At 66.9% G+C, this 26,785-nt stretch carries 22 protein-coding genes; 12 read left to right on the plus strand and 10 right to left on the minus strand.

Annotation, left to right across the window (positions count from 1 at the left end; all coding sequences use genetic code 11):
* Positions 1–8: 8 nt before the first annotated feature.
* The gene (locus tag ABNK63_RS04075) at positions 9–839 is read right to left on the minus strand and encodes a hypothetical protein (RefSeq protein WP_007810025.1); all 831 of its coding nucleotides are present in this window, start codon (positions 837–839) and stop codon (positions 9–11) included.
* Between the two features lie 232 nt (positions 840–1,071).
* Between ABNK63_RS04075 and pdxH the strand changes: the two genes are divergently transcribed.
* From pdxH to ABNK63_RS04090, 3 genes are read left to right on the plus strand one after another with little or no spacing between them, the layout of a single operon-like run.
* Positions 1,072–1,659: a pyridoxamine 5'-phosphate oxidase gene (pdxH, locus tag ABNK63_RS04080; protein WP_040673604.1), complete on the plus strand. Its 588-nt coding sequence runs from the start codon at positions 1,072–1,074 to the stop codon at positions 1,657–1,659.
* The gene (locus ABNK63_RS04085) at positions 1,656–2,096 is read left to right on the plus strand and encodes a secondary thiamine-phosphate synthase enzyme YjbQ (RefSeq protein WP_007810023.1); all 441 of its coding nucleotides are present in this window, start codon (positions 1,656–1,658) and stop codon (positions 2,094–2,096) included. The genes pdxH and ABNK63_RS04085 overlap by 4 nt, the downstream gene beginning before the upstream one ends.
* Positions 2,097–2,100: 4 nt before the next feature.
* Positions 2,101–2,910, plus strand: coding sequence for a cobalamin-binding protein (locus ABNK63_RS04090; protein ID WP_350016767.1), 810 nt, complete (start codon positions 2,101–2,103; stop codon positions 2,908–2,910).
* Between the two features lie 891 nt (positions 2,911–3,801).
* On the opposite strand, the gene ABNK63_RS04095 is transcribed toward ABNK63_RS04090, so the two are convergent.
* A complete protein-coding gene (locus ABNK63_RS04095) occupies positions 3,802–4,377 on the minus strand; it encodes a YggT family protein (RefSeq protein WP_350016768.1) in 576 nt (191 codons plus the stop codon).
* Positions 4,374–5,198, minus strand: coding sequence for a pyrroline-5-carboxylate reductase (gene proC / locus ABNK63_RS04100; protein ID WP_350016769.1), 825 nt, complete (start codon positions 5,196–5,198; stop codon positions 4,374–4,376). Before proC ends, ABNK63_RS04095 begins: the two co-directional genes overlap by 4 nt.
* 381 nt (positions 5,199–5,579) lie before the next feature.
* On the opposite strand from proC, the gene ABNK63_RS04105 reads away from it, so the two are divergent.
* Both ABNK63_RS04105 and ABNK63_RS04110 read left to right on the plus strand, forming a co-directional pair.
* The gene (locus ABNK63_RS04105) at positions 5,580–6,617 is read left to right on the plus strand and encodes a type IV pilus twitching motility protein PilT (RefSeq protein WP_007809667.1); all 1,038 of its coding nucleotides are present in this window, start codon (positions 5,580–5,582) and stop codon (positions 6,615–6,617) included.
* A gap of 153 nt (positions 6,618–6,770) precedes the next feature.
* Positions 6,771–7,940, plus strand: coding sequence for a PilT/PilU family type 4a pilus ATPase (locus ABNK63_RS04110; RefSeq protein ID WP_204110692.1), 1,170 nt, complete (start codon positions 6,771–6,773; stop codon positions 7,938–7,940).
* Positions 7,941–8,023: 83 nt separating this feature from the next.
* On the opposite strand, the gene ABNK63_RS04115 is transcribed toward ABNK63_RS04110, so the two are convergent.
* From ABNK63_RS04115 to gshB, 7 genes are all read right to left on the minus strand, one after another.
* Positions 8,024–8,392: a BON domain-containing protein gene (locus ABNK63_RS04115; RefSeq protein ID WP_007809653.1), complete on the minus strand. Its 369-nt coding sequence runs from the start codon at positions 8,390–8,392 to the stop codon at positions 8,024–8,026.
* A 235-nt stretch (positions 8,393–8,627) separates the two neighbouring features.
* Complete coding sequence (locus tag ABNK63_RS04120; RefSeq protein WP_350016770.1) at positions 8,628–10,409, minus strand: hypothetical protein; 1,782 nt, start codon at positions 10,407–10,409, stop codon at positions 8,628–8,630.
* Positions 10,410–10,493: 84 nt separating this feature from the next.
* Entirely contained in the window at positions 10,494–11,420 is a 927-nt protein-coding gene (locus ABNK63_RS04125) for an aspartate carbamoyltransferase catalytic subunit (protein ID WP_007809648.1), read from the minus strand.
* 29 nt (positions 11,421–11,449) lie between these two features.
* Complete coding sequence (gene ruvX / locus ABNK63_RS04130; protein WP_007809646.1) at positions 11,450–11,899, minus strand: Holliday junction resolvase RuvX; 450 nt, start codon at positions 11,897–11,899, stop codon at positions 11,450–11,452.
* Positions 11,896–12,465 (minus strand): YqgE/AlgH family protein, encoded by a 570-nt coding sequence (locus tag ABNK63_RS04135; RefSeq protein ID WP_007809643.1) that lies wholly within the window; start codon positions 12,463–12,465, stop codon positions 11,896–11,898. Before ABNK63_RS04135 ends, ruvX begins: the two co-directional genes overlap by 4 nt.
* A 53-nt stretch (positions 12,466–12,518) precedes the next feature.
* A complete protein-coding gene (locus ABNK63_RS04140) occupies positions 12,519–13,388 on the minus strand; it encodes an energy transducer TonB (RefSeq protein ID WP_350016771.1) in 870 nt (289 codons plus the stop codon).
* Positions 13,385–14,362, minus strand: a complete 978-nt coding sequence (gene gshB / locus ABNK63_RS04145) for a glutathione synthase (protein WP_007809639.1) — start codon at positions 14,360–14,362, stop codon at positions 13,385–13,387. The genes ABNK63_RS04140 and gshB overlap by 4 nt, the downstream gene beginning before the upstream one ends.
* A gap of 355 nt (positions 14,363–14,717) precedes the next feature.
* Here gshB and ABNK63_RS04150 point away from each other — a divergent pair, with 355 nt between their 5' ends.
* The 7 genes from ABNK63_RS04150 to ABNK63_RS04180 all read left to right on the plus strand — a co-directional run bounded on the left by ABNK63_RS04150 (position 14,718) and on the right by ABNK63_RS04180 (position 26,771).
* Positions 14,718–15,128, plus strand: coding sequence for a response regulator (locus ABNK63_RS04150; protein ID WP_274378300.1), 411 nt, complete (start codon positions 14,718–14,720; stop codon positions 15,126–15,128).
* A 22-nt stretch (positions 15,129–15,150) separates the two neighbouring features.
* Positions 15,151–15,522: a response regulator gene (locus ABNK63_RS04155; RefSeq protein ID WP_007809635.1), complete on the plus strand. Its 372-nt coding sequence runs from the start codon at positions 15,151–15,153 to the stop codon at positions 15,520–15,522.
* Complete coding sequence (locus tag ABNK63_RS04160; RefSeq protein WP_007809622.1) at positions 15,519–16,058, plus strand: chemotaxis protein CheW; 540 nt, start codon at positions 15,519–15,521, stop codon at positions 16,056–16,058. Before ABNK63_RS04155 ends, ABNK63_RS04160 begins: the two co-directional genes overlap by 4 nt.
* Positions 16,059–16,186: 128 nt before the next feature.
* A complete protein-coding gene (locus tag ABNK63_RS04165) occupies positions 16,187–18,217 on the plus strand; it encodes a methyl-accepting chemotaxis protein (RefSeq protein ID WP_007809620.1) in 2,031 nt (676 codons plus the stop codon).
* A 103-nt stretch (positions 18,218–18,320) separates the two neighbouring features.
* A complete protein-coding gene (locus ABNK63_RS04170) occupies positions 18,321–24,509 on the plus strand; it encodes an Hpt domain-containing protein (RefSeq protein ID WP_350016772.1) in 6,189 nt (2,062 codons plus the stop codon).
* Complete coding sequence (locus ABNK63_RS04175; protein ID WP_007809616.1) at positions 24,502–26,250, plus strand: chemotaxis protein CheB; 1,749 nt, start codon at positions 24,502–24,504, stop codon at positions 26,248–26,250. Before ABNK63_RS04170 ends, ABNK63_RS04175 begins: the two co-directional genes overlap by 8 nt.
* The gene (locus tag ABNK63_RS04180) at positions 26,247–26,771 is read left to right on the plus strand and encodes a chemotaxis protein CheW (protein WP_007809614.1); all 525 of its coding nucleotides are present in this window, start codon (positions 26,247–26,249) and stop codon (positions 26,769–26,771) included. The genes ABNK63_RS04175 and ABNK63_RS04180 overlap by 4 nt, the downstream gene beginning before the upstream one ends.
* The last annotated feature ends 14 nt before the right edge of the window (positions 26,772–26,785 follow it).

Consider the following 26,785-nt stretch of genomic DNA (forward strand, 5'->3'; position numbering starts at 1 on the left):
TTCCCGCCTCAGCCGTGACTCAACCCCGTCACGTGCCGGTCGTCGTCGTACTCCACGCAGGTATCGGACAGCACCGGCAAGGTGGCCAGCGCGTGCCGGCTCAGTCGTTCGAAATGGGCGAGGAACCGCTCCATCGCCGCGGCGTCCATCGCCAGCGGCGCGTGGCGCGCCAGCAGATCCTGCTCCTGCTCGCCACGCCAGCGCCGCACGATTTCCCAGCCTGGCGCCTGCAACACGATCAGGGCATCGAACTTGCGCCACAGCGGCTGGTAGCCGCGCAACTGCTTGTTGACCCAATGCCGCCAGCTGCCGTCGGGGTCCTCGCGTCGCTCCAGCTCGTTGACCGGTTTGGCCAGCGCAGCCTGCAACTGCGGACGGATGCCCAGCGCCCAGCCCTCCACGATCACCAGCTTCGGCGGCCGGGTGATCCGCGGCCAGCGCGACGGCGGAAAGCGGGTGTCGCGGCCCTTGTCGAAACGCGGGTGCAGCACCGGCAACCGTTCCGAGGCATGCGGCAGCGCGGCCAGCACCGACATCAGCAACTCGATTTCGTGGGTGCCCGGCACGCCGCGCGTGCGCAGCAGCGGATGAACCTCGCGCGCCAGCGCCTCGCGTTCGCTGCGGGCATAGTAGAAATCGTCCAGCGACAGCACCTCGGTGGCCCAGCCGCGAGCCTCGGCCTGAGCCTTCATCACCCGCGCCAGCGTGCTCTTGCCGCTGCCCTGCAGGCCCGAAAGGCCAAGGATGTAGGGGCGGCGCGAGCGGGCGATGCGCCCTGCGTACTGGTCGAGCAGATGGCCGGCGAGGGCTTCGTTGTGCAGGTCGGCGTGGGACATCATCCGCAAGATACCTTGGTTCCCGGAGGCACTTCCGCCACAGGCAGGCGGTGATCGCCCAGTATCCCCCAAACGGGCGCGTCCCTGCCTGCTTCACGCCGGAAAGGGCAGGGCGGCGCCGTCAGCCGGGCCGGAAAGCTACTGGGGGGGCAGGACATTGCACTATCATCGCTCAGGTTCATCCGCGCCATGATGGCGCGTGTCGGCCACGATGCAAAAGGAAAGTTTCGACATCATGCTCAAACCCGAGATTCTGGACACCTTCCTGCGCCTGCTGGACGAAGCCAGGGCCAGCGGCGACCGCGAGCCGACGGCGATGAACCTTTCCACCGTCGACGCTTCCGGCCGGGTCGCCTCGCGCATCGTGCTGCTCAAGGGCGCCGACGAGCGGGGCTTCCGCTTCTACACCAACTACCAGAGCGACAAGGGCAACCAGCTGGACGCCCACCCGCAGGTGGCGTTGTGCTTCCACTGGAAGCAGCTGCGCGAAGGCGTGCAGGTTCGCGTCGAAGGCGCCGCCCGCAAGCTGCAGGAAGAGGAGTCCGATGCCTATTTCGCCAGCCGCCCGCGCGGCAGCCAGATCGGCGCCTGGGCCTCGCTGCAATCGCAGACCCTGCCCGATCGCGACACCTTCGAGCAGCGCGTGGCGCGCTACGAGCAGCAGTTCGAGGGTCGCGAGGTGAGCCGGCCGCCGCACTGGGGCGGCTTCGTGGTCGAGCCGGACACGCTGGAGTTCTGGTACGGCGCCGAGTTCCGCCTGCACGAGCGGGTGCGCTGGGACCGCCATGGCCAGACCTGGACCAGCCGGATGCTGTATCCGTGAGCCGGCCGCTGCCCGCGCAGCACGTGGCGCAGGGTGGCTTCATCGTGCATACCCGCGGGCGCGGTTTCAGCGACATCACCGCGCAGGTGGCGGATGCGCTGGCGGCCAGCCACGTCCAGCTCGGCATCGCCCATGTCTTCACTGCCCACACCAGTTGCTCCTTGCTGCTCGGCGAGAATGCCGACCCGGCGGTGGGCCGCGACCTGGAGCGCTGGTTCGCCCGCGCCGTGCCCGACGGCGACCCGCTCTTCGAACATGACGCGGAAGGCCCCGACGACATGCCGGCGCATGTCCGCTCGATCCTCACCGGGGTCAGCCTGGTCGTGCCGGTGCACGGGGGCAAGCTGCAGCTGGGTACCTGGCAAGGCATCTACCTGTGGGAACACCGGCTCGACCCGCACCAGCGCAAGGTCACCGTGACCGTGCTGGGGCATTGAACGGATGGTTCACCGCGTGTCCGACCACTGCCCGCAGCGCATCGTCTGCCTTACCGAAGAGCCGACCGAAGTGCTGTACGCACTGGGTGAAGAGCACCGCATCGTCGGCATCTCCGGCTTCACCGTGCGGCCACCACGCGCGCGCAAGGAGAAGCCGAAGGTCTCCGCGTTCACCAGCGCGAAGATCGGCGAGATCATGAAACTGGAACCCGATCTGGCGATCGGCTTCTCGGACATCCAGGCCGACATCGCGCGCGAGCTGATCAAGTGCGGCGTGGAGGTCTGGATCAGCAACCATCGCAGCGTCGACGGCATCCTTGCCTACATCCGGCGGCTGGGCGCGATGGTCGGCGCGCATGAAAAGGCCGAGGCGTACGCGCAACGCGCCGAGCGGCACATTGCCGACATCCGGGCCGCCGTGGCGCAACTGCCGCGGCGGCCGAAGGTGTATTTCGAGGAATGGGACGAGCCGATCATCACCGGCATCCGCTGGGTCGCCGAGATCATCGGCATCGCCGGTGGCGACGACTGTTTCCCCGAACTGGCCCGCGAACCGCTGGCCAAGCAGCGCATCCTGCCTAACGGCGACGAAGTGGTGCGGCGGGCGCCGGACATCATCCTGGGCTCCTGGTGCGGCAAGCGCTTCCGCCCCGGGAAGGTCGCGGCGCGACCGGGCTGGGACACGATCCCCGCGGTGCGCAACGGTGATCTTTACGAGATCAAGTCGCCGATCATCCTGCAGCCGGGACCGGCGACGTTGTTCGACGGACTGGACGAGATCCATCGAATCATCGCCGCGTGGGCGCTGCGCTGAGCTTTTCGCCGTTTGCTGGCTGTGGGTGCCGACGACCGCCAGTTCAGGTTGTCATGTCCGCGAAGGTTGCATTTGCTGTTGCGAGGGACGCTTTCACCTGCCCTTGTGCATCAGAGCGAAAAGCTTTCGTCTGCCTACGGCAGCCGAGCCACCTTTCTCTGTTTGGCCAGAGAAACGTGGCCCAAAGAGAGGCCACCCCGCTTCCGCGCCTTGCGGACATCCTGTCCGCAAGGTTCGCGAGTCGGTGCCGGGCTTTTCGACAGGGCATCCTGCCCTGGCGAAAAGGAGCCGACATCCCTGTCGGCTCCCGCTACGCGGCCTGTCGCTCCCGCCTCGCCGCTGCAGAGGGGCCCCGGGTAGAGCGACGCGCATCCTGCGCGTACTTTTCAGAAGAGCCGGATCAAGAGCAAAGCTGCGGCAACCGAAGCTTTTGCTTCGGCTCCGGCTTTTGCTTTTGGTTTTCAGCTTCATCACCGAGTGCGCGCTGGGAGCGCGCTGCTCTACCCGGGGCCCCTATGGCGCGGCGGGCGGGCGGAGGAAAGGCCCCGCAGGGGTGGCCGGCAGGGATGCCGGCCAGTTCGACGTCAGTCCAGGGATGGACTGTCGGCGAACCCCCGTAGCCCGCCCGCGCACCCGCAGGGCAGGATGCCCGGAGGGCGCGCCATCGGGGTGGCCTTTCTCTTGGGTTACTTTCTCTTTGGCCACTCAAAGAGAAAGTGACTCGGTCGCCGAAGGTGATCGACCGCTCTGCACTTGAAGCTTTTGAAGCTTTTGCTTCTAGGCACATCGAAGCAAGAGGCAGAAAGTGACTCGCCCTCCGAAGGAGGACGAAAGCTCTTGATCTATTTCTTACAGAAGACGGCGGCCAAAGTCACAGTCACAAGAGAAATCTCAAGCGCCCAGTGCCAACCGCACCCCCAGATCCAGCAGCGGTGCGGCGATCAGCAGGCGCGCCAGCAGCAACACGATCATCACCACCATCGGCCCGAAGTCGATCTGCCCGGCGACCAGCTTGCCGCGCAACGGGCGCAGCAGCGGTGCCACCAGGGTTCCGGCCAGTTTGAGCAACGGATGGCGCTGATCCACCGAGAACATGCTCAGCAGGGACCAGCCGAAGATCAGCACCAGATAGAACAGCAGGGTGAAGTCGAGCAGTTCGGCCAGCGCCAGCACGATCAGGCCGAGCGGGTTCGGCATCACCCCGAGCAGGGCGAACAGCAGCAGGCGCTTTAGCAGCATCGCCAGCCAGGCCAGCAGCAGGGCGGCCAGGTTGATCCGGCGCCAGTTCGGCAAGACGCGGCGAATCGGTGCCAGCACCGGGTTGGTGTAGCGGTAGATGAACTGGCTCAGCGGGTTGTGGAAGTCGGCGCGGCAGGCCTCGGCGGCCACGCGCAGCAGCAGCAGGGTGACGGCCGCCTCGAAGACCAGTTCGATCAGCATGGAGAGGGCGTTCAGCAGATAGCTCACGACAGCTTGTCCAGTTCGTTGGCCAGTTCCGCACCGCGCCGGGTGGCGGCGTGGACGGCATGGGCTACGATGCGTGGCAGCCCGTCGGCGGCAAGGCTTTCCAGCGCGGCCTGGGTGGTGCCGTTGGGCGAGGTGACGCGCTGGCGCAGCAGCGCGGGGTCTTCGCCGCCTTCGACCAGCATGCGACCGGCGCCAAGGCAGGTTTGCGCGGCCAGCGCCCGGGCAGTGTCGCGGGGCAGGCCCTGGGCCACGGCGGCCGCTTCCAGCGCCTCGACCAGGGCGAAGAAGTAGGCCGGGCCGGAGCCGGACAAGGCGGTGACGGTGTCCATCAACGCCTCGTCGTCGATCCAGCGGGTGATCCCCGCGGCGTCCAGGATGTGCTGGGCCTGCGCCTTCTGCGCCGGGCTGACCCGGCTGTTGGCGCACAGGCCGGTGGCGCCGGCGCCGATCAGGGCCGGCGTGTTGGGCATGCAGCGCACGATCGGCAAGCCGCTGCCGAACCAGCGTTCCAGCTGATCCAGCCTCACGCCGGCGGCGATCGAGATCAGCAGCGGGCGGTTGCGTTGCAGGGTGTCGCGCAGTTCGGCGTGGATCGCCGGCATGATCTGCGGCTTGACCGCCAGCACGATGACTTCGGCTTCCGCTGCGGCAAGCCGGTTCTCGGCGTAGCAGGCGATGCCGAATTCGCGACCCAGCGTCTGGCGCGCCTCGGCCAGCGGCTCGGCCACGCTCACCGTGGCCGGCGCCACGCCGGTCTTCAGCAGGCCGCCGATCAGGCTGCGCGCCATGTTGCCGCCGCCGATGAAGGCAAGTCGTGTCATGCAGGGTTCCTCGGGTGGGTCAGATGAATCGTCCAGACCGCGTACCTTACCGGAGCCGTCGCGCTACGGGCCGATTCCGCGCCGGGTGCGCCCGGCGACGGCCGCCATCGATTCGCCGGCGAAGGCCGGATCACGGTTTTACGACGGACCGCGCAAACGGGTCGACACTTTGCGCGCCGGTGGCCGGAAAGACTGGCCGCACAGCCGCTTGCGCGAGTAGTATCGACCCGGCTGCAAGGGGATTGGAACGGCTCGTCCGGGCTGCGGGGTGGCGCCAGGCAACATGCGTTGCGGCGCACCACGCCTGCGGACGATCTGCGGTCCCGGTTGCAGTACCCGAATTCATGCCATCCAGACGCTCGGTTTAGGGGAAACGACTTCATGGACATTGCCGAACTGCTTGCCTTCTCGGTAAAGAACAAGGCCTCGGACTTGCATCTGTCCGCCGGCCTGCCACCGATGATCCGCGTTGATGGCGATGTCCGTCGCATCAACATCCCTGCGCTGGAACACAAGCAGGTGCACTCGCTGATCTACGACATCATGTCGGACAAGCAGCGGCGCGACTACGAGGAGTTCTACGAGACCGACTTCTCGTTCGAGATTCCCGGGCTGGCCCGTTTCCGCGTCAACGCGTTCAACCAGAACCGGGGCGCCGGCGCGGTGTTCCGCACCATTCCGTCCGAAGTGCTGACCCTGGAAGACCTGGGTTGCCCCCGGGTGTTCAAGGAGCTGATCGAGCAGCCGCAGGGCCTGATCCTGGTGACCGGCCCGACCGGCTCGGGCAAGTCGACCACGCTGGCGGCGATGGTCGACCACATCAACAAGAACGAATACGGCCACATGCTCTCGGTCGAGGACCCGATCGAGTTCGTGCATACCTCGCAAAAGTGCCTGATCAACCAGCGCGAGGTGCATCGCGACACGCACGGCTTCAACGAGGCGCTGCGCTCGGCGCTGCGCGAGGACCCGGACTACATCCTGGTCGGCGAGTTGCGCGACCTGGAGACCATCCGCCTGGCGCTGACCGCCGCGGAAACCGGCCACCTGGTGTTCGCCACCGTGCACACCAGCTCGGCGGCGAAGACCATCGACCGCATCATCGATGTGTTCCCTGCCGGCGAGAAGCCGATGGTGCGCTCGATGCTGTCCGAGTCGCTGCGCGCGGTCATCTCGCAGTCGCTGCTGAAGAAGGTCGGTGGCGGCCGCGTCGCGGCGCACGAGATCATGGTCGGCATCCCGGCGATCCGCAACCTGATCCGCGAGGACAAGGTCGCGCAGATGTATTCGTCGATCCAGACCGGCCAGCAGTTCGGCATGCAGACGCTGGACCAGTGCCTGCAGGACCTGGTCAAGCGTGGCCTGGTGACCCGTCAGGAGGCCTCGATGTACGCCAAGAACAAGGACAGCTTCAAGTGATGCGGGAAGTCGGGAATGGGGAATCGGACATCGTTGAAAAGTCGCGAGTCCTGCGTGGCTGCGGTTTGAACGCTCGTCTCCCCGCACCGACTTGCGCCGGACATCACCGTTCCGATTCCCTATTCCCCATTCCCTATTCCCGGGGCTAGAGCCATGAGCGATTTTGATTTCACCTCCTTCCTGAAGCTGATGGTGCACAAGAAGGCGTCCGACCTGTTCATCACCGCGGGCGTGGCGCCGTCGATGAAGGTGCAGGGACGCATCGTGCCGATCACGCAGAGCCCGCTCAGCGTGCAGCAGGCACGCGACATGGTGCTCAACGTGATGACGCCGGGCCAGCGCGAGGAGTTCGAGAAGACCCACGAGTGCCAGTTCGCGATCTCCGCCCAGGGCGTGGGGCGCTTCCGCGTCTCGTGCTTCTACCAGCGCAACTGCGTCGGCATGGTGCTGCGCCGGATCGAGTCGAAGATTCCGTCGATCGAGGAGCTGACCCTGCCGCCGGTGCTCAAGCAGCTGGCGATGACCAAGCGCGGCATCATCGTCTTCGTGGGTGCCACCGGCTCGGGCAAATCGACCTCGCTGGCGGCGATGATCGGCTACCGCAACCAGAATTCGACCGGCCACATCATCACCATCGAGGACCCGATCGAATACGTGCACAAGCACGAGGGCTGCATCATCACCCAGCGCGAGGTCGGCATCGACACCGATAGCTGGGACAACGCCCTGAAGAACACCCTGCGCCAGGCGCCGGACGTGATCATGATCGGCGAGGTGCGTACCCGCGAGGGCATGGACCACGCGATTGCCTTTGCCGAAACGGGCCACCTGGTGCTGTGCACCCTGCACGCGAACAACGCGAACCAGGCGATGGACCGCATCCTGCACTTCTTCCCGGAAGACCGTCGCCAGCAGTTGTTGATGGACCTTTCGCTGAACCTGAAGGGCATCGTGGCGCAGATGCTGATCCCCACCCCGGACGGCAAGGCGCGCCGCGTGGCGGTGGAAGTGCTGCTGGGCACGCCGCTGGTGCAGGACTACATCCGCCAGGGCGAGATCCACAAGCTGAAGGAAGTGATGAAGGAGTCCACCCTGTTGGGCATGAAGACGTTCGACCAGGCCCTGGTCGAGCTCTATCACGCTGGCGAGATCAGCTACGAGGACGCGTTGCGTTACGCCGACAGCTCCAACGAGGTGCGCCTGCGCATCAAGCTGGCGCAGGGCGGCGATGCGCATACCCTGTCGCAGGGCCTGGACGGCGTGGAACTGGAGGAGACGCGCGACGGGAACAACCTTGGCGGTGCGAATTTCCTCAATCGCTGAGGCGTCTCCCGGATGAGGAAAAAGGCGCCCTGGGGGCGCCTTTTTCGTTTCAGCGAGGTGGCATCACCACCCTCATGCCGCGATCATTTTTCGGCGACGCCGACGGTCAGCCCACTGGCGTCGACACTCTTGACGCCCTTGACGCTCTTCGCAACGCGCTCGGCGCTGTCTTTCTCCGCGGCGCTGGAAACGGTGCCGCTGAGGGTCACCACCCCGTCATTGGTCGACACCGAGATGTCGGTCGCGGACACGCCCTTGGTGGTGCCGAACTCGGACTTCACCTTGGTGGTGATCCAGGCGTCGGCGGCCTTGTCGGGCACCGTCTGGTTGTCCGACGCCTTCTGCATCTGGCTGGCGTTGTCCTGGGCCATCACCTGGCCGAACGGAATGGCCGCGAAGCCGAACATCATGGCGGTGGCACAGAGGCTGGTGCGGATCTTGGGATGGCGCATATTCGATCTCCCTGACTGGCGGTGGGGGCCTGCCGGTGGCAGGCGGGATGCCATGCAGCGGCTTCCTGAGGACATGGCACCAGCCTCGGGGTGAAATGCATGTCGCCGCGACGCACTCCGTTCAGTGCTCGATCACGGATGCGAACGGGACGTCATCGACATGTTCGGCAGCTGTTCGTCGCAGGCACAAAAAAGCCGGGGCGCGAAGGCGCCCCGGCTTTTGCTCCCGTCGGGATTACTTCAGCACGGTCTGGCTGGTGATCACCATGCCGCTCTTGTCCACGTGCATCTCGGCATCGATGCTGTCGACCCGTTCGGCCTGGGCCTTCATCGCGGCGAACTGCGCCCTGGAACGGGCCAGTTCGTCGGCGGCGTTGGTGGCGTCGCTGCCGTCGTCGATCGACGGCTCGTCACTCTTGCCCAGCGTGGCGGTGGCAGCAGCCAGCGCGTCCAGTTTCTGTTCCATCAATTGCAGCCAGCTGACGTACATGGCGCCGCTGATGTGCATCCGCGTCATCTGGCCGGCGTCGCCGCCGGGCTCCTTCAGCGTGTCGGCCAGGTGGCTGTCTTCGCCGGCACCGACGCCGAGCGCGAGCGCCTTTTCACTCATCGCCACCCATGCAGGCTGGCCCAGCATGCCGACCATGTCCTTGGGCAGCGCCTGCGGCGCGCCGTCGTGGCCCAGCTTCAGCTGGGACAGCGCGGGCACCATCATCTGGCCCATCGCCAGCAGTCCTTCGGGATTGCTGGTGCCGAGCACCAGGCGCCCGGTGAACGAAGGCATGGCGGAATCCTTGCCGGCGCTCAGCGAATCCAGCGCGAGGCGCACTCCCAGCATGTCGCCGAACGGCGGGATCGCCGCCTTCTGCATCGCCGGGCCCAGCTTGGCGAAGCTGTCGTTGAGGTCGGTCAGCGAGGCACACGTGAACGGCTTGGCGGCGACCGCGTCGGCCTGGGCCATCCAGAAGCCGCGCATGCTGGCGATCGGCAGCGCGATGCTGAGGTCGAACGGCGCGCTGCCGGCCTTGCCCAGTCCGGGCAAGGCCACTTTCAGGCCGGCGAAGGCCTGGCTGATGTCGTCCGCCAGGGCGATGTCGACGCGGGCGTCCTGGTGCTTGGCATCGAGCTGCGTGTAGCCGAAGCTGATCGTGGGCACGCGAGCGGCGATGCGCGCCGCGTCCGCACTGCAGCTGGGCGAGGTCTGCAACTGGGTGGCCACCGGCTCGCCGGTCTTGGCCGACACCGCTTGGGCGCGGGCCTTCTGGATCGCATTCACCAGCGGGTCCTTGCCGCTCACCGCCAGCGGCAGCGCGCGGGTGAGGTCGAACTGGCCGACCAGCCACTTCTGGTAGCCCTTGGCCTTGGCCAGGGTGGCCAGGCGACCGTCGTCCTGCAGGCTCTTCTGCGGACGGTCCAGTCCCAGTGCCTGACGCAACAGCGCCGGCGAGGCGTCGCCGGGCAGCAGCGCGGCGACCGCCTGCTTGCCGACGGTGGCCAGGACCATCTGCGTGCCCGAGGCGGCGGAGGTGAAGCGGCGGTAGGACTGCTTGTCGATGCTGGCCACCTCCAGCTTCTTGCCGTAGGCGGTTTCCAGCCGGCCGACGAACGCGTCGAACGCGGCGGGGTCACTCAGGTCGAAGCGCGCGACCGGGGCCAGGCCCAGGCCATAGAACGCGGAGTAGCCCTTGAGATTGATGCCTGCGCCTTCGGCGAAGGTTTCGATGGTCTTGCCCTTGAACTCGGCGTGCAGCGCGCGCAGCAGGCGTGCACCCTCCGGGTCGTTCGCGGCCAGCCGATCGGCTGCGGCATCCAGTTGCGCCAGCTGGGACGGCAGTTGCGCATCGGCCTGCGCGAGCAGGGCGCCACGGGTGCTGTCGTCCATGGTGTCGAGATTGGCCATCACGTACGGCGTGTCCGCCGGAACGTAAGCCAGTGGTGCGTCCTTGTCCTTGTGCCCGCAGGCCGCCAGCATGATGCCGGCGAAGCCCAGCGCGATGTATCGCGTCGTCGATCGCATGATGATCCCCAGTGTGGTGAATGCCGCGCGGGATATTATGCCCGCTTGCCCGGGACCGTGCTGCGGTGCCGTAACCGCTGCGCTTCAGCGTGCCAGCACTTCGTTCAGCACGGCCATGCGCACGAACACGCCATTGCCCACCTGCTCGAGGATGCGCGACTGCGCGCCGTCGGCGACGTCGGAGGCGATTTCGATGCCGCGGTTGATCGGCCCCGGGTGCATCACCAGGCAGCCGGGGGCGGCCCGCGCCAGGCGTCGCCGGTCCAGGCCGTAGTGGGCAAAGTAGGCGGCCTCGTCGGGCAGCTCGATGCTGGCCATGCGCTCTTTCTGCAGGCGCAGCATGATCACCGCATCGGCGCCTTCGATGGCCTCGTCGAAATCGTCATGGCGCGAGCCCTTGGACACCTCGTCGGCATCCGGCATCAGCTCGGCGGGCCCGCACAGGCGGATCTCCTTCACGCCGAGCGCGCTCAAGGCATTGATGTCCGAGCGTGCCACCCGCGAGTGCCTGATGTCGCCGCAGATCACGACGCGCAGGTTCTCCAGGTCCGGCCGGTGCTGGCGGATGGTCAGCGCGTCCAGCAGGCCCTGGGTGGGATGGGCCCGGTTGCCGTCGCCCGCATTGATCACCGACACCCCGCTCATGGCGTGGCGAACCAGCTCGTCCGGCGTGCCGGACTGCTTGTGCCGCACGATGATGGCGTCCAGGTGCATCGCTTCCAGCGTGTGCAGCGTGTCGAACAACTCCTCGCCCTTGCTGGTCGATGACAGCCCGATGTCGAAGTTGACCACGTCGGCGCCCAGCCGCCGCGCCGCCAGCTCGAACGAGGTGCGGGTGCGCGTGGAGGGTTCGAAGAACAGGTTCAGCACCGTGCGCCCGGCCAGCACGTCGAGCTTGCGGGTGCCGTGGGCGCAGGCGTCGCGCAGCGCCTCGGCGCGGTCGAGCAGGCGCTCGATGGTCTCGCGCGGCAGGTTTTCCAGGGTGGTGAGGTGGCGCAGGCGAGGACTCATGGCGGGCGATCTGGAGGTGGAAGGGGGTTCTAGTGATCGGCGCCTGGCGCGCTGCTCGTCGTGGCCATGCCGAGCCAGCGCTCCAGCACGACCGCGGCGGCTTCGGCGTCGATGGCTGCCGCGTCGCGGCGTCGCTTCAGGCCCAGCGCGCGGGCGCCGGCAAAACGCTGGGCGGCTTCCTGCGAGCTGTGTCGCTCGTCGACCAGCACCACGGGCAACCCGTAGCGCTCCTGCAACAGCGCCGCGAAGCGGCGGGCGCGGCGGCTGGCCGGCTGCTCGGCGCCCTCGAGGGTCAGCGGCAGGCCGACCACGAGGGTGTCCGGTTGCCATTCGCGGCGCAGCGTGTCGAGCCGGTTCCAGTCCGGCGTGTCGTCGTGCACGGCCAGCGTGGCCAGCGCACGGGCGCTGGCGGTGAAGCTGTTGCCGATCGCCACGCCGGTGATCTTGCTGCCGACATCGAAGCCGAACGCGCAGCTCATGCGTGGCCCGCGTAACCGGACAGCTGGCGCGGATCGATGCCGACCAGTCCGGCTGCGGCACTCCAGCGCTCTTCCAGCGGCGTGTCGAACACTACTCGGTCGCTGGCTTCGGCGGTCAGCCAGGCATTGGCCATCAGCTCCTGTTCCAGCTGGCCGGCGTCCCAGCCCGCGTAGCCGAGCACCATGATCGCTTGGCGCGGGCCTTCACCGGCCGCCATGGCGACCAGGATGTCGCGCGAGGTGGTGACCGACCAGTGCTCGTTGATGCGGTAGCTGGAATCCCACGGCCCGGGTTCGCGATGCAGCACGAAGCCGCGCTCCTGTTGCACCGGGCCGCCGATCAGGACCGGCGCGTCGGCCAGTTCGCTGTCCGCGCACTCCAGCTTCATCTGGGCCAGCACGTCGCCGAAGCTGTACTCGGATAGCTGGTTGACCAGCAGGCCGACGGCGCCGTCCTCGTCGTGCTGGCACAGCAGGGCGACGCCGCGCGAGAACGGCGGATCGGCCAGGTTGGGCATGGCGATCAGGAAGTGTCCGGTGAGTGTCGATGGCTGCACGGCGGTCATGTGCGCATTGTAAGCGCAGTGCGGGCCGTTCGCCGAACCGCGTGTCGCGAGGTTCAGCGAGTCTGCAGCACGTTGTTAGGCTGGAAGCGCCAGGTGCGGGTGATGTTGAGCTGGTCAATGCGCTCGGCGCTTTTCGGGGCCGGCGGGAACGGGGCCGCCAGGCGCACGATGCGCTCGGCGGCGGCATCGAGCACTTTCTGGCCGGAGCTCTGGATCACTTCGATGGTCTTGATGCTGCCATCGAGGTTGAGCACCACGGTGAGCAGCACGTCGCCGTGCAAGCCCTGGCGGCGGGCTTCTTCCGGGTAGTTGAGGTTGCCCACCCGCTCCACCCGGTCGGACCAGCCCCGCATGTAGGCGGCGTAGGCGTATTCGCGGGTGCTGGCAGTGAGGTACTTCACCTTGGGGCGCTTGGCGTAGTCGACCTTCTTCTTGCGCAGCTCGGCGGCCAGTTGCGCGATGGCCTCGCGGCGCTTCAGCTCTTCCGCCGTCGGCGTCTGCTGCTGGGGGTCCACCTGATCCCGGGCGGTGTCGCTGGTCACCTGGAAGTCGCTGGCGCTGCTGGTGGTGACCATGCGGGTCGGGGTCGCCTCGCGCGGCAGCGGCGTGGTGGCGTCGACCGGTTGCGCCGCGATCCCGGGGTCGGGCTTGGGGATCGCGCCGGAGAACGGCGCCGACGGGCGCGCGGCACGATCGCTCTGGCCGCCGCCGGTGTTGTTGGCCTGGGCCAGGAAGTCCGCCTTGTCCGGCGCCTGCCGGTTGGCCACGTTGACCAGGGTGACGTCGAGCGTGGGCAGGCTCGGCGAGGGCTTCACGAAGTGGAAGGTGATGCCCAGCAGCAACACGCCATGCAGCAGCAGCGAAAACAGGAAAGTGGCGCCGATCGGATCGGCCGGGGAGTTGACGCTTGCAGTGTGGCTCACGCGGCGCGGTTTCCGAAAACGTGCTGCTCGATGACGTCGAACAGCTGACCGGCAATGTTAAGCCCGAACTGGGCATCGAGTTCACGCACACAGGTCGGGGATGTGACGTTGATCTCGGTCAGGTAATCCCCGATCACGTCGAGGCCGACGAACAGCAGGCCGCGCCGGCGCAGTTCCGGCGCCACCTGTTCGACGATCCAGCGGTCGCGATCGGACAGCGGAACCCCTTCGCCCCGCCCGCCGGCGGCGAGGTTGCCGCGGAACTCGTTGCCCTGGGGGATTCGCGCCAGGGCGTAGGGGACCGGTTCGCCGTCGATCACCAGGATGCGCTTGTCGCCTGCGGTGATTTCCGGGATGTACTTCTGGGCGATCGCGAACTGGCGCCCTTCGCCGTGGGCGTCACCGCCCAGCAGCGTCTCCAGCATCGAGTTGAGGTTGCTGTCGCCCGCCCGCGCCCGGAAGATGCCGCGGCCACCCATGCCATCCAGCGGCTTCAGCACCACTTCGCCGTGCTCGGCGGCGAATCGGCGCAATTCGCCGGCATCGCGCGCCACCAGGGTCGGCGCGATGCATTGCCCGAATTGCAGGGCAAACAGCTTTTCATTGCAGTCGCGCAGCGAGCGCGGGTCGTTGACCACCGCCACGCCGCCTTGCCGGGCGACTTCCAGCACCATGGTGTCGTAAATGAACTGCGCATCGACCGGCGGGTCCTTGCGCATCAGCACCACGTCGAGCTGGCGCAGGTCGCGCCATTGCGGCGTGCCCAGGCTGTGCCAGTGGGCCGGATCATCACGGACTTCGAGCGTGGCCATGCGCCCCCACGGATCGCCGTTGCGCAGCGCCAGGTCGCCCTGTTCGAGGTAGTGCAGCGAATGGCCGCGGCGCTGCGCTTCCAGCAGCATCGCGAAGCTGCTGTCCTTTGCCACCTTGATTGCGCCGATGGGGTCCATCAGCACGCCGATCGCGAGGCTCATCGTGATTCTCCGGAATGGGCCGCCGCGCGGAGGGGAGCGGGACGGCAGGCCGCCATATTAAGATGGAAGAGCGTGGAGGCCATCACGCGGCGATGCGGAGAGCAGCGGTCGAGGCTGTCGTCGGTGGCCAGATGGTGCCACTATGGGTCACCTTGTGCGGTCGTCAGACCACACGGGTGATTATTGCTTGACAGTCTCGGCGGGCAGGCAGTAAACAGCAAAGTCATCGGAATCACCGTCCCAGAGCGGTTGCCGATGGCTCGTCAAGAATAAATTTTGCATGCGCACCGTCCGGCATGGACGTTGCATGTCGTGGTGCCTATCCTGAGCTCGGGGCGGGCCGCAGGGGGAGTGAGTGAATTTGAACGTGAGTGCTAACGACTTGGCTGGTCTCAAGGTCATGGTGATCGATGACTCGAAGACCATCCGCCGCACGGCGGAGACCCTTCTGAAGAAGGAGGGCTGCGACGTGCTGACTGCGGTCGACGGGTTCGAGGCCCTGGCCAAGATCTCCGACCAGAAGCCGGCGATCATCTTCGTCGACATCATGATGCCGCGGCTGGACGGTTATCAGACCTGCGCGCTGATCAAGAACAATCCGCAGTTCCGTGCTACGCCGGTGATCATGCTGTCCTCCAAGGACGGCCTGTTCGACAAGGCGCGCGGCCGCATCGTGGGTGCCGAACAGTATCTGACCAAGCCGTTCACGCGTGACGAGCTGCTTGGTGCCATCCATCGCCATGTCAGCACGGTATCGAGCCACTGACTGCAGATTCTGAGGGGGACCTGTGGCCAATATTCTCATCATCGACGACTCGCCGACCGACGTGCGCGTGTTCACCACCCTGCTTGAGCGCGCCGGACACCAGGTGGCGGCGGTGAATACCGCCGAGGAAGGCATCGAGCGCGTACGCAGCGATCTGCCCGGCCTCGTCATCATGGACGTCATCATGCCCGGCATGAACGGTTTCCAGGCAACGCGCACGCTCACGCGCGACCCGAAGACCCAGAACGTGCCGATCGTGATGATCACCACCAAGTCGATGGAAACCGATCGCGTGTGGGGGCTGCGCCAGGGTGCGCGCGCCTTCATCACCAAGCCGGTCAACGAAAAAGAACTGCTGGCCTGCATCAACGAATTGTTGCCGAGCGAGAAATGAACCAGTCCGTCAACCGCACTCCTTTCGAGATCCTCGCCCAGTACGAGCGGCTGTCGCTGGCCCACGCTTCGGATACGCAGGAAAAGTTCGAGGCGCCCGGCCTTTGGCGTGGCATCGGCTTCCGGGTGGGTTCGCGCCTGCTGGTCAGTGGCATCGACGAGATCAACGAATTGCTGGCCGTGCCCGTGCTGACCGCCGTGCCGGGCACCCAGCCCTGGCTGCTTGGCGTGGCCAACGTGCGTGGCAACCTGGTGCCGGTGATCGACTTCGGCCGGTTCCTGTTCGGCGAGCGCACGCAGCACACCGACCGCACCCGCTTGCTGGTGGTGCGTCAGGGTGGCGGCAACGTGGCCCTGCTGGTCGACGAGGTGTTCGGCCAGCGTACGGTCGACGAGGAGCAGCGGCGTGACGCCGGGCGCGAAGATGATCCGCGACTGACGCGTTTCGTCGAAAGCCGGGTGGGCGAGCAACAGATGGCCATTTTCAGCATGAACCGGCTGGTGCGAGCGCCGGATTTCCGCCAGGCCGCCGCCTGAGCAGACGCAGGCGGAAGTGGCATGGAGGGCCGGCGCCGGAACGGGCCGGAAACTTGGGACAACATTCCCTGGCCGGTATCCGCTGTGCGGGGCCGGCAACGCAGACAAGTTAGACGGATGAGGTGAACATGAGCACTACAGGGGGCGTCAGCAGGGAACGCGGTTACACCGCACTCATTGTCCTGCTGCTGATTGCGATCGGTTTCGCGGCACTGGACTTCTTCCTGCTCAACCAGAAGAACAGTGAAGATCGCCAGGCGATCGCGCTGACCACGCAGATCCAGGTGCTGTCACAGCAGACGGCGAAGTTCGCGCTGGAATCGGCCGATGGCAACACCGATTCCTTCAAGGAGCTCGAGTCCACCCGCAACGCGATTGATTCCGCGGTGCAGCGGCTGAACAAGGGCGACCCCAAGAGCGGCATGCAGCCGTACGCGGACAACAACGCCACCCCTGCGGGTCGTGCCGTCAACGCGCTCGATGCTTCCTGGCGGCAGCTCGACGCCGACATCGGCAAGATCCTGTCCAACAAGGCCGTCGTGCTGGACTCCGGACAACGCGCCGCCACGCTTTCGCAGCAGATGCCCCTGCTCAACTCGAGCATGGAACAGGTGGTCAACATCCTGCAGCAGCGCAACGGCAGTTCCGAGCAGATGCTGGGTACCTCACGCCAGATGCTGTCGGCTGACCGAATCATCCGCCGCGTGCAGGAAGTGCTGCAGGGTGGCGACAGCGCCCAGTCTGCGGCTGACGGCCTGTTCCGCGACGCGCAGTTGTACGGCAACGTGCTCAAGGGCCTGATCGAAGGCAACCCGGACAGCGGCGTGAAGCCGATCAACGACGCGAACGCCCGCAAGATCCTGACCGACATGGACGCCAGCTGGAACCAGCTGGCCGACCCGGTTTCCAAGCTGGTCGCCGCTGCCGGCAACATCGCCGACGTGAAGAGCGCAGGCAACCAGGCCTCGCTGGATTCGCAGACCGTGCTGCTGCGTGCGAACGACCTGTCCGAGCAGATCGGCAAGCTGCCGCTGCGCCGGCTGTTCCCGAACGTGTGGTGGGGCCTGCTCGGCGCGATCGCCGCGGTGGCCTTCGCCCTGTTGCTGGTCATCACCCTGGTGCGCGACCAGCGCAAGCGGTTCGCCCAGAGTACCGAGCTGAACCAGCGCAACCAGGAGGCGATCATGCGCCTGCTGGACGAGATGGGCTCGCTGGCGGAAGGTGACCTGACCGTGAAGACCACGGTGTCGGAGGACATCACCGGCGCGATCGCCGACTCGGTGAACTACGCCATCGACGAGCTCCGTTCACTGGTGACCACGATCAACGAGACCTCCGAGCAGGTCTCCTCGTCGGCCCAGGAAACGCAGACCACCGCCCGCCATCTGGCCAACGCGGCGGAACAGCAGGCGCAGCAGATCAGCTCGGCCACCTCGGCCATCAACCAGATCGTGACCTCGATGGACACGGTGTCCAGGGACTCGGCCGAATCGGCCGACGTGGCGGAACGCTCGGTGAAGATCGCCTCGCACGGCGCCGAAGTGGTGCGCGAGACGATCTCGGGCATGGACTCGATCCGCGACCAGATCCAGGAAACCTCCAAGCGCATCAAGCGGCTGGGCGAATCCTCGCAGGAGATCGGCTCGATCGTGGAACTGATCAACGACATCGCCGAGCAGACCAACATCCTCGCGTTGAACGCAGCGATCCAGGCGGCTTCGGCCGGTGAGGCCGGCCGCGGTTTCGCGGTCGTGGCGGACGAAGTGCAGCGACTGGCCGAACGTTCGACCAGCGCCACCAAGCGTATCGAAACGCTGGTGCAGACGATTCAGTCCGATACCAACGAAGCGGTGAACTCGATGGAACAGACCACCGCCGAGGTGGTCGCCGGTGCGCGCCTGGCGGAGGATGCCGGTAGCGCGCTGGGTGACATCGAACGCGTTTCGCACGATCTGTCCGCGCTGATTCAGAACATCTCCACCGCAGCACGCGAGCAGTCCGCGGCGGCGACGGATGTATCCGTCTCGATGAACGCGATTCAGGAAATTACTTCGCAGACCTCGCAGGGTGCCAGCCAGACGGCCGACTCGATCGGTACGCTGGCGCAGCTGGCGAGCGACCTGCGGCGTTCGGTGGCTCACTTCAAGCTGCCGGGTTGACATCGGCCGTGCCGCTTTCCGGCGCGATTGAGAAAAGCACAAGACAGGGGGCAGTCTCGATGGTTGCAGGATGCTGGCGTTGTGCAACCATTGAGAGAGGCGCATGAGACTTCAAGACCACATCGATTTCACGACGCTGCAATGGGTCAAGCCGGAGCTCGACGACACCTTGTCGATCGCCCGCGAGGCACTGGAGTCCTACGTCGACAATCCGGGCAAGCGCGATTTCATGCGCACCTGTGCCGATCACCTGCATCAGGTGCAGGGCACCTTGCAGATGGTCGAGCTGTACGGCGCAGCCATGGTCACCGCGGAGATGGAGACCCTCGCCATCGCGCTGCTGGAGGATCACGTCACCCAGCGTGAGGAAGCGTATGCGGCACTGATGCGCGGCCTGATGCAGTTGCCCGATTACCTCGAACGGCTGTCCAGCGGGCACCGCGACGTGCCGGTGGTGCTGCTGCCGCTGCTGAACGACCTGCGCGCCAGCCGTGGCCAGGAAGCATTGCCCGAATCGGCGATGTTCCATCCCAATCTCGACGCCTTCCTGCCCGAGCAGGCCCCGGCAGCGATGAGCGAGGCCTACGCCGAAGCGCATCGCGCCGAGCTGGTCGACCTGCGCCTGCGCTTCCAGCAGCAACTGCTCGGCTGGTTTCGCGGCCAGAATGCCGCGGTGCAGCTGGTCAACATGCGCAAGACCCTGCTGGCGATCACCGCCCGCTGCTATCACGTGCACGGGCGACGCCTGTGGTGGATCGCCGCCGGCGTTCTCGAAGGCCTCGAACAGGGTGCGTTGAAGGGCTTTGCGGGCGAAGTGCGCCAGCTGATCGGCAAGGTTGACCGCAATATCCGCCTGCTGATCGAGCAGGGTGAACACAGCCTGCGCGGTGGCGAGGCGGATGATGTCGCCTGCAAACTGCTGTACATCGTGGCCCAGGCCAAGCAGCGCAGCCCGCAAATGGAGCTGCTGCGCAGCACCTATGGTCTGGACGCCCTGTTGCCCGACGCCGGCGAGCTTGAGCACGCGCGCGGCTCGATGGCAGGCCACAATCGTGCCCTGCTCGATTCCGTTTCCCGCGCGCTGAAGGACGATCTGCTGCGCGTCAAGGAAGCCCTGGACCTGTTCCTGCGCCAGCAGAATGGCGACCCCGCCCAGCTGGCCGTGCAGGGCGAGGTGCTGGAGCGCGTCGGCGATACCCTGGGCATGCTGGCCCTGGCCGTGCCGCGGCGCGTGGTCACCGAACAGCGTCGGGTGCTTGACGAGATTGCCAACCGGCTGCGCGCCGCCGACGAGGAGACCCTGCTGGATGTCGCCGGGGCCCTGCTTTACGTCGAGGCCTCGCTGGACGATCACATCGAAAGCCTCGGTTCGGACGGCGAACCGGGCGCTGGCGATGCCATGCACGCGTTGCCGCGCAGCGAGGCACTTGGCGTCGTCACCACCCTGATGCAGGAAGCCATCGCCAACACCGGTCGGGTCAAGGACGCGATCGTGGCGTTCGTCGAATCCGGCTGGGAGCACGATCGACTCGCCGGCGCACCGCTGCAGATGGACGAAGTGGCGGGCGCCATGCGCATGCTGTCTTCGCCCCGTCCGGCGGAACTTGCCCAGGGCGTGGGTCGCTTCGTCGACTACGAACTGCTGCAGGATCGACGCGTGCCCAGCGGCACCCAGATGGATCATCTGGCCGATGCCCTGGCTGCCCTGGAGTATTACCTCGAGGCGGCCCGCGAACATCGTGGCGGGCTGGAACACATCCTCGACGTGGCGGAGCACAGCCTCGGCCTGTTGGGTTACTGGCCGGTACCCGCGCAGCGCGAAGTCGGCACTGCCCCCGTCGCCGCGGATGCCATGGCTCCGGCGGAGGTTCCCGCAGGCGTCGACGCGGAACATCCGGAACTGTCCGAGTCGGTCAGCCTGCTGCCTGGCGTCGATCTCACCGGTCTGTTCGTGGGCGACAGCGGTGCATCCGCGGCCCCCGCGCACGATCTCGACGGTCTGCGCCTGGCCCAGACCGAGGCGCCGGCACCGAACATGCTCGTGCGCGGCGACGCCCATGACGACGATGGCGACTGGGTCGAGATCGAGGAGGAGGTGGTCGAGCAGGTGCCGGTGCGCGATGCGCTGGCTGAAAACACCCAATTCAACATCGACGCCGAAGGCATCGATGACGATATCCGCGACATCTTCCTGGAAGAGATGCAGGAAGAGATCGACAACCTGCTCGGTGCCGAGAAGACCTGGCTCGCTGATCCCGCGCAGACGTCGTCGCTGGTCAGCATCCGTCGTTCGTTCCACACGCTGAAGGGCTCGGGTCGCCTGGTCGGTGCCGGCGTGCTGGGCGAGTTCGCCTGGAAAGTCGAGGACATGCTCAACCGCGTGCTCGACAACAGCATCCAGCCCGATGCCAACGTGCAGGCGCTGGTGCGCCATGCCATCGCCGCACTCCCCGGATTGCTCGCCGCCCTCAAGGGCGAGGGCCAGCCGGGCGCTCCGCTCAGCGCGATCATGCACACCGCCGAGCAGCTTGCGGCGGGTCATCCGGCGCGACTGGAAGACCATGCGTCGACGGCTACCGAAACGGTCCGTCGCACCGTTCGCCGGCGGGTGCCGCGTCTCGACTCGAGCGCCGCCTCGGTGCCGACGGCGGGCCTGGCCGGTCTGGCTGGCGCCCCGGCCGAAGACCAGCCTGCCACCCCGGATCACGCGATCGCGATGCCGGTGATGCCTCCGGTCGATCCGGTACTGCTGGAAATCCTGCGCAGCGAAGTGGCCCAGTATCTGCAAACCATTCGTGGCGCGATCCAGCGTTGCGAAGGCGAGCTGCCGATCGGCGAGGAACTGCTGCGGGCCGTGCACACGCTGCACGGGGCGATTGCGATGGTCGACATCCCGTTGCTGACCCAGTTGCTGTCGCCGCTGGAAAGCCTGTTCAAGCGCCTTCGTGCCGCCAGCCTGCCGCTCACCGCCGATGGCGTCCGTCTGTTGGGGCAGTCCATCGATGTGGTCGACCATGTCATGGGACAGTTCGACGCCGCCGAGCCGCAGTTGCCCAACGCCGATGTGCTCACCGCGCAGATCGTCCGCATGCGCGACGACTATCCCGAATCGCGGGTGGCTCACGTCGTGTTCGAGCCGCAGGTCGGCGAGCTCGAGCCGGTGCAGCCGTTGGCCCCGGCCGATCACGCGACGGCCGATCACGCGGGTGTCGACGAAGCGATCATGGCGGCTTCGCTGGAAGCCGGCATGGCCGAGGCCGCTGCTGCGGGGAATGACGCGCAGGACGTCCATCCGGACGAGGCGCACCATGCCGAAGTGACCGCCGAGCTGGCGGCCGCGCTGGACGCATTTGCACCCGAGGAGGCCGCTGCCGAGCGTGCCGCAGAACAGGCTGCCGCCGAGAAGCTGGCCGCCGAGCGGGCCGCTGCGGAACGCGCCGCTGCCGAGAAGCTGGCTGCCGAGCAGGCTGCCGCGGAACAGGCTGCTGCCGAGAAGCTGGCCGCCGAGCAGGCCGCTGCGGACCAGGCTGCTGCCGAGAAGCTGGCTGCCGAGCAGGCTGCCGCGGAACAGGTTGCCGCCGAGAAGCTGGCTGCCGAGCAGGCTGCCGCGGAACAGGCTGCCGCCGAGAAGCTGGCCGCCGAGCAGGCCGCCGCGGAACAGGCTGCCGCCGAGAAGCTGGCTGCCGAGCAGGCCGCTGCGGAACACGCCGCTGCCGAGAAGCTGGCTGCCGAGCAGGCCACCGCGGAACGCGCTGCCGCCGAGAAGCTGGCTGCCGAGCAGGCCGCCGCGGAACACGCTGCCGCCGAGAAGCGGGCTGCCGAGCAGGCTGCCGCGAAGCAGGCGGAATCCGAAGCCGCGGCGAAGGTCGATGCCGCACCGACGCCGGAATCCGCTCATGCCCCGGCAAGCCTCGGCCATATCGATGCCGACCTGCTGGAAGTCTTCATCGACGAGGCCCGCGAGATCCTGGACCACGCCGATGGCGTGCTTGCCCAGTGGCATGCCGATTCGGCCGACCTGTCACACGTGGCCGAATTGCAGCGAGACCTGCATACCCTCAAGGGTGGCGCGCGCATTGCCGGCCTGATGGCGGTGGGCGATCTCAGCCACGCGATCGAAACCCTGCTCGAGAAGCCGATCCGCGATGCGGCCAAGACCGCGCCGCTGATTTCCGCGCTGGAAGCGAGTTTCGACCAGTTGCACTCGATGGTGCAGCAGGTCTCGCAGGGTCAGGTGTCCGACTATCCGCAGGGCATGATCGATCACCTGCTGGCGCTGGCCGGTGAAACCACGTTTGCCGACGACGCCTCGCTGGCTGCCGCAGTCATGGCGACCCCGGCCGTCGCAGCTGTGGCTCCTGCGCCGCGTCAGGGCGCTGCCATCGACTCCGAACTGCCCGAGCTGATGCCCGAGGCCGAGGAAGAGGTTCGGTCGTCGCAGGAGCAGATCCGCGTCCGCGCCGACCTGCTCGACAGCCTGGTCAACCACGCCGGCGAAGTGGCGATCTACCGTTCGCGACTGGAACAGCAGGTTGCCGGTTACCGCTTCAACCTGGTCGAGCTGGAACAGACGGTGGCCCGTCTGCGCAGCCAGCTGCGCATGCTGGAAATCGAGACCGAGGCGCAGATCATCGCGCGCTTCCAGCGCGAGCATCGCGAAGCGGGTCTTACCGTGTTCGATCCGCTCGAGCTCGACCGTTATTCGCAGTTGCAGCAGTATTCGCGTGCGCTGGCCGAGTCGGTCTCCGACCTTGTCTCCATCCAGAACATGCTGGACGAACTGACGCGCCAGGCCGAGACCCTGCTGATCCAGCAGTCGCGGGTCAGTACCGAGCTGCAGGACGGCTTGCTGCGCACCCGCATGCTGCCGTTCGACACGATGGTGCCGAACCTGCGCCGCACCTTGCGTCAGGCGGCGCAGGAAGAGCACAAGCAGGCCCAGCTGTACGTGGACGGTGCCCACGGCGAAATGGACCGCAACCTGCTCGACCGCATCAAGGCTCCGTTCGAGCACATGCTGCGCAACGCGATTGCCCATGGCATCGAGAGCCCGGCCGAGCGCCGCAAGGCGGGCAAGCCGGTCGAGGGGTCGGTGCACATCACGGTGGCCCGCGAGGCAACCGAGGTGGTGGTGCGCGTCAGCGACGACGGCCGCGGCCTGAACCGCGAAGCCATCCGCAAGCGCGGCATCGAGCGCGGCCTGCTGCGTGCCGAGACCAAGCCGACCGACAACCAGTTGCTGTCGCTGATCACCCAGCCGGGCTTCTCCACCGCCAGCACCGTGACTCAGCTAGCCGGTCGTGGTGTGGGCATGGACGTGGTCGCCAACGAGATCAAGCAGCTCGGCGGTTCGCTGTCGATCGAGTCGGAAGAAGGCCAGGGCAGCACCTTCATCCTGCGCCTGCCGTTCACGCTGGCGGTGACCCAGGCCATCCTGGTGCGCATCGGCGAGGCGACGTTCGCGATCCCGATGACATCGGTGCAGGGCGTGGCCCGGGTCAATCCGGAAGAGCTGGCCGCCCTGATGGCGCAGGACGAGCCGTCGTTCAACTATGGCAACGAGGCGTTCGGCATTCACGATCTGGCCGAGCTGCTCGGTCTGCCGCCGGGCCTGCCGGCCGAAGACGAACAGCAGCCACTGCTGCTGACCCGCGCCGGCGACCTGCGCGCGGCAATTCGCATCGACGCCGTGCTGGGTTCGCGCGAGATCGTAGTCAAGTCGGTGGGCCCGCAGATCAGTTCGGTGCCCGGCCTGCTCGGCGCCACGATCATGGGCGACGGCTCGGTGCTGATCATTCTCGATCTGGCACCGCTGGTGCGTCACGGCATGATCCGCCGCGACCAGCGCCTGTCCGAAGGCCTCAGCGCGGTCCAGGCGCCGGTGGTCGAGGAGGTCCAGGTGCGTCCGCTGGTGATGGTGGTCGACGACTCCATCACCATGCGCAAGGTCACCGGCCGCGTGCTGGAACGCCACGAGTACGAGGTCAGCACGGCGAAGGACGGTGTCGATGCGCTGGAGAAGCTGCACGAGCGGGTGCCCGACCTGATGCTGCTCGACATCGAGATGCCGCGCATGGACGGTTACGAGCTGGCGACCCACATGAAGGCCGATCCGCGGCTGCGCGACGTGCCGATCATCATGATCACCTCACGCAGCGGCGACAAGCATCGCCAGCGTGCGTTCGACATCGGCGTGGATCGTTACCTCGGCAAGCCGTATCAGGAAGCGGAGCTGCTGGTGCAGATCGGCGAAGTATTGGAGCAGCGAGCAACGGAGCCTGTTCATGACTGAAATGGCGCCGGCGGTTGCCCTGCTGTTTGACGATACCGAACTGGTTGCCCAGTTGCGCGAGGCGCTGCAGGAGCGTGGCGCACGCATCGTGCACGAGGGAGGCGTTTCCAGCCTGAGTCGCGAATTGCTGCAGCAGGTGGGCGCCGACGTTTTGGTCATCAACCTGGACGACAGTGCCGACGATGCACTCGATCACCTGTATGAGGTGATCGACGATGAACGTCACCGGGTGGTCTTCAATGACGCACAGGCCAGCCGCTCGCTGGCCGGCTGGGATCGCGACCGCTGGGCGCGACACCTGGCCGTCAAGGTACTGGCCGTCGGTGATGTGGATCCGCCGCGCCCGGACGGTCAGCGCCTCATCGACACGCCAGTCGTCGCGACACCGGCACCGCCGGCCACGCCTGCGGCTCCCGTCGCCGTGGCCGCGCCCGTCGAGCCGGCTGCCACGCCGGAACCGCAGATCGACGAAGTGGCGAGCGCTGCTCCATCGCTGGCGGAAGCGGAACCCGAAGCGGAGGATTTCCTGCCCGCACACGACGACGCGGACGGCCAGCACGAACAGATCGCCAGCGCGGAATCGGAGAACCTGGCGGCAGAGCTTGAGGCCTTGCTGGCCTCCGGCGACCTGCCCGCCGAAGACGACATGACATCGGGCCCCGGTTTGCGTTTCGTGGATGACCTCGAGCCGCCGCCGCTCCACGATGGCAATTTCCACGATGCAGGCGCGGCCGGACCGGCAGCGCACTTCGACGTGGTGGCGACCGTTGACGCGCCGCCGGCGGAAGCCGCGCCAGTGCTGGCCAGCGTGACGCCGCCGGCATTCCAGATCGATCATCTCGAACTGTCTGCGCTGGTCGACACCGACGTGGCCACGACGCCGGCTTCGGCCCCCCATCCGGTCATGGCCGGTGGCGTGCCGGGTGTGCGCGCGCCGGATGCATGGAGCCTGGTCGAAGAAGATGCGGCGCCAGCGGCACCCGCAAAGCCCGATGCCGGCATGTTCGGCATCGAGAAGATGAGCGCGGCCGACTTCCTTGCGCCTGACGCCGACGCGGTCGCGGCGGATGTCGAACCGGTGATGAGCCTCGAGCTGGTCTCGATGGAGGAAGCCGTCGCACCGCAGCCTTACGAGCGCGTGCTGGACCACGAAATGGTGCTGGACGAACTCGGCAGCGCGCTGAGCCGGGTGGTGGTGCTCGGCGCCGCCACCGATGGCATCGATTCGGTCTGTGCCTTCCTGGCGGCATTGCCGGCAACCACGCGCCTGACCTTCCTGCATACCCAGCACGTGGGCGAACAGTCCGACGTGGCGCTGGCGGAGAAGTTCAGGACGCACTGCGCCTTGCCCGTGCGACTGGCCGAACAGGGCCGCCGCGCCGGGTCGGGCGAGGTTTTGATGGTGCCGGCGGGTCAGCAGGTGCGCCTGCGCCGCGATGGCAGCATCGAACTGCAGGCCACCGGCGGCGAGTCCGCCGAAGCACCGTCGATCGACGCCAGCCTGACCATGGCGGCGAGCGTGTTTGGCCGTGATGCGCTGGCGATCGTCTTCGCCGGGCGCGGCAACGATGCGGTGGCCGGCGCGCAGGCGGTCCATGATCGCGGCGGCCAGGTCTGGGTAGAGTCGTCGTCCGGAGAACATTTCGCTGACATGGTCAGCGGGATCTTCGCCGAACGGCTGGTGAGTTTTTCCGGCACGCCGACCGAGTTGGCGGCGCGCCTGATCGAGGTGTTTCCATGAGTGATCCGCTGCCGCGTGAAATCCGCTGCGTCCTGGTGCCGGTGGGCAACCAGCGCCTGCTGTTGCCCAACGCCAACATCGCCGAAGTGATCACCCAGAGCACGCCCGAGCCGTTGGCCGGTGCGCCGGCGTGGATGTTGGGACGAATCCAGTGGCGTGGCTGGCGGGTGCCGCTGGTGTCGTTTGCCGAACTGGCCGGGACCGAGGCGGGCGACGCGGATCTGAGCGTGCGCGTGGCCGTGTTGAAGGCGCTTGGTGGCAACCCGAAGCTGCCGTTCATCGCGGTGCTGACCCAGGGCTTTCCGCGCCTGACCACGCTGAATGCCGAGCTGATCATTCCCACCCACGACGGCAAGCCCTTGCAGCCGGGCGTGCGCGCCCATGTGCTGGTGCGCGATGACGTGGCGATGATCCCGGACCTGGAATGGATCGAAGCCACCTTGCTCGACCTGTACGACGATTCCGGGGTGATGGACACCGTCGAGACTGTGGAAGACGGCTCGGTCGACGCCGACGATTGAGAGGTCGCGGCTTT

The organism is Rhodanobacter sp. IGA1.0 (genome assembly GCF_040208325.1).
Lineage (GTDB): Bacteria > Pseudomonadota > Gammaproteobacteria > Xanthomonadales > Rhodanobacteraceae > Rhodanobacter > Rhodanobacter spathiphylli.

Excerpts from the sequence above, each read along its gene's own strand:
- ABNK63_RS04075 (WP_007810025.1), bottom strand. The coding sequence starts at position 839 with ATGATGTCCCACGCCGACCTGCACAACGAAGCCCTCGCCGGCCATCTG.
- pdxH (WP_040673604.1), top strand. The coding sequence starts at position 1,072 with ATGCTCAAACCCGAGATTCTGGACACCTTCCTGCGCCTGCTGGACGAA.
- ABNK63_RS04090 (WP_350016767.1), top strand. The coding sequence starts at position 2,101 with ATGGTTCACCGCGTGTCCGACCACTGCCCGCAGCGCATCGTCTGCCTT.
- proC (WP_350016769.1), bottom strand. The coding sequence starts at position 5,198 with ATGACACGACTTGCCTTCATCGGCGGCGGCAACATGGCGCGCAGCCTG.
- ABNK63_RS04105 (WP_007809667.1), top strand. The coding sequence starts at position 5,580 with ATGGACATTGCCGAACTGCTTGCCTTCTCGGTAAAGAACAAGGCCTCG.
- ABNK63_RS04110 (WP_204110692.1), top strand. The coding sequence starts at position 6,771 with ATGAGCGATTTTGATTTCACCTCCTTCCTGAAGCTGATGGTGCACAAG.
- ABNK63_RS04115 (WP_007809653.1), bottom strand. The coding sequence starts at position 8,392 with ATGCGCCATCCCAAGATCCGCACCAGCCTCTGTGCCACCGCCATGATG.
- ABNK63_RS04120 (WP_350016770.1), bottom strand. The coding sequence starts at position 10,409 with ATGCGATCGACGACGCGATACATCGCGCTGGGCTTCGCCGGCATCATG.
- ABNK63_RS04125 (WP_007809648.1), bottom strand. The coding sequence starts at position 11,420 with ATGAGTCCTCGCCTGCGCCACCTCACCACCCTGGAAAACCTGCCGCGC.
- ruvX (WP_007809646.1), bottom strand. The coding sequence starts at position 11,899 with ATGAGCTGCGCGTTCGGCTTCGATGTCGGCAGCAAGATCACCGGCGTG.
- ABNK63_RS04135 (WP_007809643.1), bottom strand. The coding sequence starts at position 12,465 with ATGACCGCCGTGCAGCCATCGACACTCACCGGACACTTCCTGATCGCC.
- gshB (WP_007809639.1), bottom strand. The coding sequence starts at position 14,362 with ATGAGCCTCGCGATCGGCGTGCTGATGGACCCCATCGGCGCAATCAAG.
- ABNK63_RS04160 (WP_007809622.1), top strand. The coding sequence starts at position 15,519 with ATGAACCAGTCCGTCAACCGCACTCCTTTCGAGATCCTCGCCCAGTAC.
- ABNK63_RS04165 (WP_007809620.1), top strand. The coding sequence starts at position 16,187 with ATGAGCACTACAGGGGGCGTCAGCAGGGAACGCGGTTACACCGCACTC.
- ABNK63_RS04170 (WP_350016772.1), top strand. The coding sequence starts at position 18,321 with ATGAGACTTCAAGACCACATCGATTTCACGACGCTGCAATGGGTCAAG.
- ABNK63_RS04175 (WP_007809616.1), top strand. The coding sequence starts at position 24,502 with ATGACTGAAATGGCGCCGGCGGTTGCCCTGCTGTTTGACGATACCGAA.
- ABNK63_RS04180 (WP_007809614.1), top strand. The coding sequence starts at position 26,247 with ATGAGTGATCCGCTGCCGCGTGAAATCCGCTGCGTCCTGGTGCCGGTG.